This window comes from Pseudomonas rustica, from assembly GCF_018336155.1.
Taxonomy (GTDB): domain Bacteria; phylum Pseudomonadota; class Gammaproteobacteria; order Pseudomonadales; family Pseudomonadaceae; genus Aquipseudomonas; species Aquipseudomonas rustica.
The window spans coordinates 352,999-364,456 of the sequence record NZ_JAGYHF010000002.1 but is presented as its reverse complement, the minus strand read 5'-3'; the positions used below and the strand labels follow the sequence as shown (position 1 = coordinate 364,456).

At 58.4% G+C, this 11,458-nt stretch carries 9 protein-coding genes, 1 tRNA gene and 1 pseudogene; 10 read left to right on the top strand and 1 reads right to left on the bottom strand.

Features of this window, described 5'->3' with window-relative positions; all coding sequences use genetic code 11:
- Positions 1-15: 15 nt before the first annotated feature.
- The 6 genes from rbfA (at position 16) to KFS80_RS04725 (ending at position 4,944) form a co-directional block, all read left to right on the top strand.
- Complete coding sequence (rbfA, locus tag KFS80_RS04750) at positions 16-417, top strand: 30S ribosome-binding factor RbfA (RefSeq protein WP_007915259.1); 402 nt, start codon at positions 16-18, stop codon at positions 415-417.
- Positions 418-421: 4 nt separating this feature from the next.
- The gene (gene truB / locus KFS80_RS04745) at positions 422-1,339 is read left to right on the top strand and encodes a tRNA pseudouridine(55) synthase TruB (RefSeq protein ID WP_053117035.1); all 918 of its coding nucleotides are present in this window, start codon (positions 422-424) and stop codon (positions 1,337-1,339) included.
- A 142-nt stretch (positions 1,340-1,481) separates the two neighbouring features.
- On the top strand, positions 1,482-1,751 hold the full coding sequence (rpsO, locus tag KFS80_RS04740) for a 30S ribosomal protein S15 (RefSeq protein ID WP_003177875.1): 270 nt from the start codon (positions 1,482-1,484) through the stop codon (positions 1,749-1,751).
- Between the two features lie 193 nt (positions 1,752-1,944).
- Positions 1,945-4,050 (top strand): polyribonucleotide nucleotidyltransferase, encoded by a 2,106-nt coding sequence (pnp, locus tag KFS80_RS04735; RefSeq protein ID WP_053117036.1) that lies wholly within the window; start codon positions 1,945-1,947, stop codon positions 4,048-4,050.
- A 289-nt stretch (positions 4,051-4,339) separates the two neighbouring features.
- Positions 4,340-4,415, top strand: a tRNA-Thr gene (locus KFS80_RS04730).
- 229 nt (positions 4,416-4,644) lie between these two features.
- Positions 4,645-4,944: a DUF6388 family protein gene (locus tag KFS80_RS04725; protein WP_159812909.1), complete on the top strand. Its 300-nt coding sequence runs from the start codon at positions 4,645-4,647 to the stop codon at positions 4,942-4,944.
- Positions 4,945-5,039: 95 nt separating this feature from the next.
- Here the strand turns inward: KFS80_RS04725 and nadC are convergent, their stop codons facing one another.
- Complete coding sequence (nadC, locus tag KFS80_RS04720) at positions 5,040-5,888, bottom strand: carboxylating nicotinate-nucleotide diphosphorylase (protein WP_053117039.1); 849 nt, start codon at positions 5,886-5,888, stop codon at positions 5,040-5,042.
- Between the two features lie 386 nt (positions 5,889-6,274).
- Between nadC and KFS80_RS04715 the strand changes: the two genes are divergently transcribed.
- From KFS80_RS04715 to KFS80_RS27250, 4 genes and pseudogenes are all read left to right on the top strand, one after another.
- Positions 6,275-8,446, top strand: a complete 2,172-nt coding sequence (locus tag KFS80_RS04715; protein WP_212544099.1) for a DUF1631 domain-containing protein — start codon at positions 6,275-6,277, stop codon at positions 8,444-8,446.
- Between the two features lie 64 nt (positions 8,447-8,510).
- A complete protein-coding gene (ampD, locus tag KFS80_RS04710; RefSeq protein WP_053117041.1) occupies positions 8,511-9,071 on the top strand; it encodes a 1,6-anhydro-N-acetylmuramyl-L-alanine amidase AmpD in 561 nt (186 codons plus the stop codon).
- Complete coding sequence (ampE, locus tag KFS80_RS04705) at positions 9,068-9,907, top strand: regulatory signaling modulator protein AmpE (RefSeq protein WP_053117042.1); 840 nt, start codon at positions 9,068-9,070, stop codon at positions 9,905-9,907. Before ampD ends, ampE begins: the two co-directional genes overlap by 4 nt.
- 333 nt (positions 9,908-10,240) lie before the next feature.
- A pseudogene (locus KFS80_RS27250) lies at positions 10,241-11,359 on the top strand (HAMP domain-containing protein); the annotation flags it as partial.
- Positions 11,360-11,458: the final 99 nt, after the last annotated feature.

Sequence of the window (11,458 nt, the reverse complement as noted above, 5' to 3'; positions counted from 1 at the left end):
ACAGGTAACAAAATCATGGCAAAAGAATACAGCCGTACCCAACGTATCGGCGATCAGATGCAGCGCGAGCTGGCCCAACTGATCCGTCGTGAAGTCAAAGATCCACGTGTGGGTCTGGTCACCATTACCGCTGTTGAAGTCAGCCGTGACGTCGGTCACGCGAAGATTTTCATCACCGTGATGGGGCAGGACAACGCTGAAGACATCGCGCAAAGCATCAAGGTGCTGAATGCCGCCGCAGGTTTCCTGCGCATGCAACTGGCCCGTGAAATGAAGCTGCGCAGCGTGCCGCAACTGCACTTCCACTACGACGAATCCGTCGTGCGTGGCGCGCATTTGTCGGCGCTGATCGAGCGTGCCGTTGCTGAAGACAATCAGCACCCGGTCGCTGCTGAACCTGAAGACACCAAGGAGTAATTCGGTGGCTCAGGTCAAACGTATCCGTCGTAACGTCAGCGGCATTATCCTGCTCGACAAGCCGTTGGGGTTCACCTCCAACGCCGCGTTGCAGAAGGTTCGCTGGTTGCTCAACGCCGAGAAGGCCGGTCACACCGGCAGCCTCGACCCGCTGGCCACCGGCGTCTTGCCGTTGTGCTTTGGCGAGGCGACCAAGTTCTCGCAATACCTGCTCGATTCCGACAAGGCCTATGAAACCCTGGCGCAGCTGGGCAAGACCACCACCACGGCCGATGCCGAGGGTGAGGTTTTGCAGGAGCGTCCGGTGACCGTTGGTCGCACCGATGTCGAAGCGGCATTGCCGAAATTTCGTGGGCAAATCAGTCAGATACCGCCGATGTACTCGGCGCTCAAGCGTGATGGCCAGCCGCTGTACAAGCTGGCGCGTGCAGGCGAAGTAGTGGAGCGTGAACCGCGTTCTGTTACTATTGCGCGCTTGGAATTACTGGCCTTCGAAGGCGATACTGCGCGTCTTGCGGTGGATTGCAGCAAGGGCACCTATATCCGCACCCTGGTGGAGGATATCGGTGAGCAACTCGGTTGTGGTGCGTACGTCGCTGAATTGCGCCGTACCCAGGCCGGGCCTTTCACATTGGCGCAGACCGTGACCCTCGAAGAGCTGGAAGCGGTACATGCCGAAGGCGGCAACGAAGCGGTTGATCGCTTCCTGATGCCATCGGACAGCGGCTTGCAGGATTGGCCGCTGCTGCACTTCTCGGAAGCGAGCGCGTTCTACTGGCTCAACGGCCAGCCGGTACGTGCCCCGGATGCTCCGAAATTCGGCATGGTGCGGGTACAGGATCACAATGGTCGCTTCATCGGTATCGGTGAAGTGAGCGAAGACGGGCGCATTGCGCCACGTCGACTGATTCGGTCGGAATGACCGAAACCGGTCTGTGTCAAAGCAGGCTGGCGAGGGTGGCTGTTAACAGGCACGGTCACTACTCATTTATAGATACAGGGATTTGTCCCTGGCCTGTTGAAGCTGTTTCTTTGAAACAGTTTCCTGATAAAAGGATTGCCTCATGGCTCTCGACGTTCAAGAAAAAGCTCAAATCGTTGCTGACTATCAGCAAGCTGTTGGTGACACTGGTTCGCCAGAAGTGCAAGTTGCACTGCTGACCCACAACATCAACAAGCTGCAAGGTCACTTCAAGGCCAACGGTAAAGATCACCACTCCCGTCGTGGTCTGATCCGCATGGTAAACCAGCGTCGCAAGCTGCTGGACTACCTGAAAGGCAAGGATCTGGGTCGTTATCAGACTCTGATCGGTCGCCTGGGTCTGCGTCGCTAATCAGCGATTGCGCTATGAGGTTGGTTGTCTGTCGGACGTCTGCGGTTTACCGCCGGCGGCTTGCAGGCTCCCAGCCTCAAGTTTTATCTGGATACACGTTTTACCCTGGACAGGCGTTGGGCCGATTCCCGACATTGCCCAAGAATTCGCAAGAAACCAGTTCCCCCAAGAGCCACAAAGAAGGTAGGACACCGTGAACCCGGTAATCAAAAAATTCCAGTTCGGTCAATCGACCGTTACCCTCGAGACTGGCCGTATCGCCCGTCAGGCCTCCGGCGCAGTATTGGTCACCGTTGACGACGACGTCAGCGTATTGGTGACTGTAGTCGGTGCAAAACAAGCCGATCCAGGCAAGGGCTTCTTCCCTCTGTCGGTTCACTACCAGGAAAAGACTTACGCTGCCGGTAAGATCCCTGGCGGTTTCTTCAAGCGTGAGGGCCGTCCTTCCGAGAAAGAAACCCTGACTTCCCGACTGATCGACCGTCCGATCCGTCCGCTGTTCCCAGAAGGCTTCATGAACGAAGTGCAGGTTGTCTGCACCGTCGTTTCCACCAGCAAGAAGACCGATCCGGACATCGCTGCGATGATCGGTACCTCGGCTGCCCTGGCCATCTCGGGTATTCCGTTCGACGGCCCGATCGGCGCCGCTCGTGTAGCTTTCCACGAAAGCACCGGCTACCTGCTGAACCCGACTTACGAGCAGCAAGCTGCTTCGAGCCTGGACATGGTCGTTGCCGGTACTTCGGACGCCGTGCTGATGGTTGAATCGGAAGCCAAAGAGCTGACCGAAGACCAGATGCTGGGCGCGGTACTGTTTGCTCACGACGAATTCCAGGTGGTGATCAACGCTGTTAAAGAACTGGCCGCTGAAGCTGCCAAGCCAACCTGGAACTGGGCTCCGGCTCCAGAAGCCACCGAACTGCTGGGCGCTATCCGTGCCGAGTTCGGCGAAGCGATCTCCCAGGCTTACACCATCACCATCAAGGCCGACCGTTACGCTCGCCTGGGTGAGTTGAAGGATCAGGTTGTTGCCAAGCTGTCCGGTGAAGAAGGCCAGCCTTCGTCCAGCGAAGTCAAAGCTGCTTTCGGCGAAATCGAATACCGCACCGTTCGCGAAAACATCGTTAACGGAAAGCCACGTATCGACGGTCGCGACACCAAAACCGTACGTCCGCTGAACATCGAAGTCGGCGTTCTGCCGAAGACTCACGGTTCGGCGCTGTTCACCCGTGGTGAAACCCAGGCTCTGGTAGTCGCGACTCTGGGTACTGCCCGTGACGCACAGCTGCTGGACACCCTGGAAGGCGAGAAAAAAGACCCGTTCATGCTGCACTACAACTTCCCTCCGTTCTCGGTGGGCGAGTGTGGTCGCATGGGTGGTGCTGGTCGTCGTGAAATCGGTCACGGCCGTCTGGCCCGTCGTTCGGTTTCGGCCATGCTGCCAGCCGCTGACGTGTTCCCGTACACCATCCGCGTGGTTTCGGAAATCACCGAATCCAACGGTTCGAGCTCGATGGCTTCCGTTTGCGGTGCTTCCCTGGCTCTGATGGACGCTGGTGTGCCGATGAAGGCGCCAGTTGCCGGTATCGCCATGGGTCTGGTTAAAGAAGGCGAGAAATTCGCCGTTCTGACCGACATCCTCGGTGACGAAGACCACCTGGGCGACATGGACTTCAAAGTAGCCGGTACCGCCAAAGGTGTTACCGCGCTGCAGATGGACATCAAGATCAAAGGCATCACCGAAGAAATCATGGAAATCGCTCTGGGCCAAGCCCTGGAAGCGCGCCTGAATATCCTCGGTCAGATGAACCAGATCATTGGCCAGTCGCGTACCGAACTGTCGGCCAACGCTCCGACCATGATCGCGATGAAAATCGACACCGACAAAATCCGTGACGTTATCGGTAAAGGTGGCGCGACCATCCGTGCGATCTGCGAAGAAACCAAGGCTTCGATCGACATCGAAGACGACGGTTCGATCAAGATCTTCGGCGAAACCAAGGAAGCTGCTGAAGCTGCTCGTCAGCGCGTCCTGGGCATCACTGCAGAAGCCGAGATCGGCAAGATCTACGTGGGCAAGGTTGAGCGCATCGTCGATTTCGGCGCATTCGTCAACATCCTGCCTGGCAAGGATGGTCTGGTACACATCTCGATGCTGAGCGACGCTCGCGTAGAGAAAGTGACCGACATCCTGAAAGAAGGCCAGGAAGTGGAAGTGCTGGTACTGGACGTGGACAACCGCGGCCGTATCAAGCTGTCCATCAAAGACGTGGCAGCTGCCAAGGCTTCGGGCGTTTAATCACCCCCAGGCTTTAGCGCAATAAAAATGCCCCGCCGTGAAAACGGCGGGGCATTTTTTTGTCTGGAATAAAGCAATTGTGGCGAGGGGATTTATCCCCGTTCGGCTGCGCAGCAGTCGTAAAACCAGACACTGCGGACTGCCTGAAACACCGCGGTGCTGGATTCACGGCCGCTGCGCAGCCGAACGGGGATAAATCCCCTCGCCACAAATGGGAGTTTCAAGAGATAACCATCAGGCAACCCACAAATTTGCCGCAGCACACGACCGGTGCTAGGTTTAGCCCACCGCCCGTGTAGCTCAGCCGGTAGAGCAGCGCACTCGTAACGCGAAGGTCGCAGGTTCGATTCCTGTCTCGGGCACCATTTCCCTCATGCCCCCTCGATTTATGTCCCTCAGGTCAAAGTTTTTGTGAGAGAGATGTAAAGACCCGTGTAATTCGTCATGCAAACGTCCTATATTCGGTGCCTGCATGAGCATCGCTTAGCAGTTTTCAGATGATCCCGAATGGTTCCGAAGGCCGGAAAAAACCGCGTCAGAGAGATCCTTGATGATCCAGATCCATCCTCCATTCTTACGATCAGCGAGAACGCCATGACCGAATTAACTCAAGAGCAACGTCACGAACAAGCGCTGGAGAAATACAAACTCGACGCGCCCCAGCTGTTGGAAGAGATCAAGGACTTGAGTCCTGACGATCAGAAAGACCAGATTCAGTGGGCATTCGAAGACGAAGCCGAGGCCCAGGGCCTGCAGCCGTGGGAGCTGACGCTCAAGTACACGAGCACGCCGGAGGAGTTCGAGGCGCAGCGCCTCGTGCTGCACAAAGAGGCGGCTGAAGTGCTGGGTGTCGATTGGGAAGAGTACTGCGAGATGAATAATCTCGTCGTATAAGAGCTGCTGCGAGTTTCAAGCGGCAAGCTACAAGTCGGAGCAAAAGCGCTGTGGCTTGTAGCTTGTAGCTTGTAGCTCGCAGCTTGCCGCTGCTGTTAAAGACTCAAGCGCATCGACAGGTCGACCGCTTTGACATCCTTGGTCATCGCGCCGATCGAGATGTAATCCACTCCGGTTTCGGCGATTGGCAGCAGCGTGCTTTCGTTGATGCCACCGCTGGCTTCCAGTTTCGCCTTGCCGCCGTTCAGGCGCACGGCTTCGCGCATGTCGTCCAGGCTCAGCTCATCGAGCATGATGATGTCGGCGCCGGCTTCCAGCGCTTCTTTCAACTCCTCCAGACTCTCCACTTCGATTTCCACCGGTTTGCCCGGCGCGATCTTGTGCGCGGCCGCGATGGCCTGCGGGATTCCGCCGCTGGCAGCGATGTGGTTTTCCTTGATCAGGAACGCGTCGTAGAGGCCGATGCGATGGTTGTGGCAGCCGCCGCAGGTCACTGCGTATTTCTGCGCCAGACGCAGACCCGGCAGGGTTTTGCGGGTGTCGAGCAGCTTGACCTGAGTCTCGCCGACAAAATCCGCCAGGTACTGCGCCCGCGTCGCCACGCCGGACAGCAGTTGCAGGAAGTTCAGCGCACTGCGCTCGCCGGTCAGCAGTGAACGGGCCGGGCCTTCCAGGTGAAACAGTGGCTGGTTGGGCTTTACCCGCTGGCCATCGACCACTTGCCAATGCACCGCGACGCGCGGGTCGAGCTGACGAAAAACCGTATCAACCCACGCTGTGCCGCAGATGACCGCTTCGTCACGGGTAATGATGGTGGCTTTGGCCAGACGTTCGGCCGGGATCAGTTGCGCGGTGATGTCGCCGCTGCCGACGTCTTCGAGCAACGCACGGCGCACGTTGGCTTCGATTTCGGCGGTCAAATCGGCGAGACGTAGATTCGGCATAACGGGCTCCACAAACAAAGTGATTCGATTATAGGGGCATGGCGCGAGCCAACCCAAGGCGTGAACGTGCGTGGTTGACTGCATCCGGTCGAATTTCTTTGAGCAAAGGTCGGCCGACGTGGTCAATGCAAGGGGCGAGGTATAGGGGAAACCCTGACGGCTATAGCGGCGGTGACACCTTTTGCAAGATAATCCGCCTTGCATTTGACGTCATGGCTTTGACGATTTTGAGCGCGCCGCATCAAAACTGTGGGAGCGGGCTTGCTCGCGAAGAGGGCGTGTCAGCGACATGAATTTTTCTGACCCACCGCTTTCGCGAGCAGGCTCGCTCCCACAAGGGGCTTGCGCAGAAAGTGACCGACGAATCACCGTTTCAGGAGGCTTGGATGCACAACGACGGGAAAGTAGTGCCTTTGCACAAGGCCACTACGGATCAGGCGAACCATTCGCCGCTCGCCCGCCTGCCTGTGATTCTGCTTCAGGTTCGCGACAAGGCTGCGCAGCAACTGCGCCACGGCTTGCAGGAGTTGTTCGATAACGCCGACGACACTCTCTTCGAAATGGCGGATCGCGCACGCAATGACGTCGAACAGAACATCTTTTTCGAAGCCATGCGCGACCTGCGCCTGAAGCGCAAAAACATCGAGCGTGGTTTTCTCGAACTGTTTTTCGAGGCTTTCGTCGGCCTCACTCAATACGACGCCTCACCCAACGCCTTGCCGCCCGCACTGATGTTCGACGAGTCGGCGCCACGCACCGATGACATGGAGCGCAGCGTGGCGATTGAGACCATGGTTGGCCGGGTGCTCAAGCGCGATGGCTTTGCGCTGGATCAATTGAGTGCGCGGCTCAGCGTTTTGCTCGGCAAACCTCTCGACGCGCAGCACAACCCGCTCGCCCCGGCGATGCTCTGTGAGTACTTCTTGCAGGCCGGGCGCAACCTCGGCGTGGAGATCAAGGTCAAGCTGATCCTGCTCAAACTGTTCGAGCGCTATGTCCTCGCCGACACCGAGCAGTTGTATGCCGAAGCCAACCAACTGCTCAGCGTCACCGGCGTACTGCCCGAGCTGAAACCGGCGCCGGCGCGACGGGCGCTTGATCGCGCGATGGCCAACGTGCACAGCGAAGACAGCGACGAACCGCTGCCGGCCGACGAGGGTGTGCAAGAAGTCTTCGCCGCGTTGCAGGAATTGTTACTGCAAGTGCGCGGCAGCGTCGCGCCGACACTCGAGCCCAGCGCCGCTACGCAGCCGATCAGCACCCGCGACCTGCTGCGTCTGCTCTCGCACTTGCAACAATATGTGCCGGCACTCGCGGCGCAGGACGATTTCGATCTGCGCAATCAGCTTGAACAGTTGTTGACGCGGGTCAGCCTCAGAAGTGGCAAATCGCGGATTGTCGAGGGCGCGGACGAAGACGTGATCAACCTGATCGCCATGGTCTTCGAGTGCATTCTGGATGACCGTAATGTGCCGGATTCGCTCAAAGCGCTGATCGCGCGATTGCAGATTCCGATGCTCAAAGTGGCGGTGCTCGACAAGAGTTTCTTCAGCCGCAGCAGCCACCCGGCGCGGCGCCTGCTCAATGAAATCGCCGCTGCCGCAATGGGTTGGGGCGATAGCGACAGCGAAACTCGCGACAACCTTTATGTGCGTATCGAACAAGTGGTGCAGCGCCTGCTCACGGATTTTGTCGATGATCCAGCGATCTTCTCCGAACTGCTGGCCGACTTCCTCGCTTTCACCAGTGACGAACGCCGCCGCAGCGAACTGCTTGAACAGCGTTTGCGCGATGCCGAAGAGGGCCGGGCGAAAACCGAGCTGGCTAGGCGTCGGGTCGAACGGGCGTTGAATCAAGCGCTGTTGGGCAAGGTGTTGCCGCCGGCAGTGGTGACGTTTGTTGAGGATGCCTGGAGCAAAGTGCTGCTGCTGACCTGTCTCAAACATGGCGAGGCTTCCGCCCAGTGGCGTGACGACGTGCAGACCATGGAGCAACTGGTCTGGAGCGTGCAGCGTCACAACGACGCGGAATCCGGTCTGCGTCTGTTGGCTTTGGTGCCCGGTCTGCTCAAATCGCTGCGAGATGGCCTGACTCGTGCGGCATTCGATCCATTTGCCACCAGCGAATTTTTCAGCGAACTCGAAACCCTGCACGTGAGGGTGCTGGAGCCCGCCAGCGAGGCCGATCCGATGATCGAAGTTTCGCAGCAGATTGTTTTGCCTTCCGCCGATGAGGGCGCAATGGTGAAAAACTCTACGCATCTGCCGGACGATGCCGCTGGTCTGCGTCAGGTCGATCAATTGCGTCTGGGCAGTTGGGTGGCGTTTCAGGAAGACGAAGAACACAGCTTGCGCTGCAAACTCGCGGCAATCATCGACGCCACCGACAAATACGTTTTCGTCGACCGCACTGGCATGAAAGTCCTCGAGCGCAGTCGTGCCGCGCTGGCGGTGGAATTCCAGCGTGGCGCCGCGCGAACACTGGACGACACTTTGCTGTTCGACCGGGCGCTGGAATCGGTGCTGGGCAACCTGCGGCGACTCAATCGCTCCAAGTGATCGCGCGCCGGGTGCCGATCACGGCATACTGGACGCCAACACAGTCGGCGCTGAAGGAATCGTTATGCAGCTGGATCCCGCTAGCGGGTGGTGTCACGGGGTGCAGGTGTGCCCATCGCCCAATTTCAATGAACGCCCGGCGGGCGAAGTTTCCCTGTTGGTCATCCACAACATCAGCCTGCCACCGGCGCAATTCGCCACCGGCAAGGTGCAGGAATTTTTCCAGAACCGTCTGGATGTCACCGAACATCCCTACTTTGCAGGGATCGCCGACCTACGCGTCTCGGCGCATTTTCTGATTGAACGTGACGGCAAGGTCACCCAGTTTGTCTCCTGTCTTGAACGGGCGTGGCATGCGGGCGTGTCGATTTTTGACGGTCGCGAAACCTGTAACGATTTTTCCGTGGGCATCGAGCTCGAAGGCACCGATGATCTGCCCTTCACCGATGCGCAGTATCAAGCGCTGACCGTGCTCACCCGTCAGTTGCAAAGAGCATTTCCGGCCATCACCGGCGCCCGTATTTGCGGGCACAGCGACATCGCACCCGGGCGTAAGACCGATCCTGGCCCGGCATTCGACTGGGCGCGTTACCGCGCAGCCCTGGCACAAGAGGAAGGACAATGAGTTTTCTGGTGTTACTGCTGGCCGTCTGGATCGAGAAGTTTTCGGCCCTGCGCCATCGGGTTCAACGCGATGGCGGATGGATCCGCGAACTGAACAAACTCGAAAGCAGCGAGCGCCTGGCGGGTAAACCGTGGCTGGTGCTGACCATTCTGGTGCTGTTTCCGGTTGCGCTGCTGGCGCTGTTGCTGGTGGTGCTGGAACCGGTGGCTTACGGTCTGCTGGCGTTGCCGGTGCATCTGCTGGTGGTGATTTACAGCCTCGGGCGCGGCGATTTGCTCGGCGGGCTCGGGCCGTTCCGCGATGCCTGGCGCCGTGAAGATCTGCAAGCGGCGGCGCATGTCGCCAAACGCGATCTGAATATCTGCGCCGACAGTGGCGAAGAGCTGCTCGATCGGGTGCAGGGGCACTTGCTGTGGGAGGCCTATCAGAGCTTCTTCGCGGTGATCTTCTGGTACTTCGTGCTCGGCCCGGTGGCGGCGTTGGCGTATCGCTTGTTGGCGCTGGCTGAAGAACACGGTACGAACCCGGCGCTGGTTGAGCGCGCCGCGCAATTGCGCCATGCCTTTGATTGGGTACCGGTGCGACTGCTGGCGGCGAGTTTTGCCTTGGTCGGCAATTTCGTTGCGGTTGGCCGGGTGATGTTGCATGAGTTGCTGAACTGGAACATCAGCGCTGCGCAACTGATCAACAAGGTTGGCTTGGCAGCGGGGGAGATCCCGCCCGCTGCGGTCGGGCCGGAAGGCATTACTACCCTCGACAGTCTGTGGGAACTGCTGCTGCGCGCGGCGGTGCTGTGGTATGCCGGGTTTGCGCTGTGGACTGTTCTGATCCACTAAAAAATCAAAGTGAAATTCATTGTGGCGAGGGGATTTATCCCCGATGGGCTGTGTAGCAGCCCCTAAACCATCCACCACGATTTATCAGATACAACGCCTATTCAGCTATTGGGGCCGCTTCGCGCCCCATCGGGGATAAATCCCCTCACCACAATGGCTTTGTGTTGTCCTTGCTTCGTTAACCTTAAGTTACAAAACCTCCCGCCGATTTGAGCTATACAGTGATGGCGCCGGATAGTGGCTATCTGCTGTCGTCCCGCGCCTGCCAATAAAAACAAGAAAAACCAAGGGAGACTTCCAGTGAAGAGCTTGCTCTATCCCGCCGTCTCGCTGATGAACCGTCTGAGCTTCGGCATGAAGTTCAGCTTGATCAGCGTGCTGTTCCTGGTGCCGATGCTGGTGACCAATTTCTATCTGGTGCGCGATTCCTATCGCGAATTCCAGGGCACCCGCGTCGAGCTGCAAAGCCTCGATCTGCTGGGCAGCAGCCTGACCCTGCGCCGGGATCTGGAAACCCTCAACAATCTGGTGCAGATCAACGTCACCCTTGGCCAGTCCGGCAAGGCGGGCAACATCGAATCGAAAATCACCGCCCTTGAACAAGCCGTACTGACGCGCTTGCAAGGTCTGACGGCGATGACCGACGATCCCGAGCAGATCAAGGCTTTCGATGGCAAGCGCGATGAAATGATTGCCGCGTTCAAAGCCCAGCAAGTGGAAAGCTCCCTGCAAAGCAAAAGTGCGCTGATCGGCAAATTACTCGCCAGTGCGCAGATTTTCAGCCAGATCATCACCAGCCAGGCCGGTTTGAGCCGCGACAATCAGGGCGATATTCGTCAGCTCAGCGAGCTGGTCACCCTGATCACCCCCGGCGTCACCCAGACCCTCGGCGAAGGCCGGGCGATCGGTTCGTACTCGCTGGCGCAGGGCTTTCTCAACAGTGCCTCCAGTACGCGGTTCGACGAACTGCTGGTGAAGATCGAAAAACTCCAGGGCGAGTACGGTTTGAAACTGCAGGACGCCCTCGCTTCCAGCAAAGCCGCGCGGGACGACCTCAGCGCCGAGGCCGACAACAGCAAGGCATCGCTGAAGCAAGCCAGCGAATTGTTCGAAGAACAGGTGGTGATGGCCGACACCCTCGATGCGCCGTGGCAGGCGTTTTACGACCAGGTCACCGCGTTGATGGATAAAACCTACGCGCTCAACGAAGCTTCGCTGAAATTTCTCGACAGCCAATTGCAGCAACGTCTGGCGCATAACCGCACGCACATGATCTTGCAGGCGGTGGCGCTGTCGGTGGTGTTTGTGCTGATTTTCTATCTCTATGGCGGTTTCTACGCTTCGACCCGCACCACGCTCAAACGCCTCGGCGCGATGATGGACAAGGTCGCGGCGGGGGACATGACGGTCAACTTCAAGGCCAGTAGCCGCGATGAGTTGGGTGAGTTGGGCGAAGTGTTTAACTGCACGGTGAGGAAGATTCATGACCTGATCGAACGTGTCGGCCAGACAGTTGGCGAAGTCGAGCGTCAGGCTGGGCAGGTAGAAAAC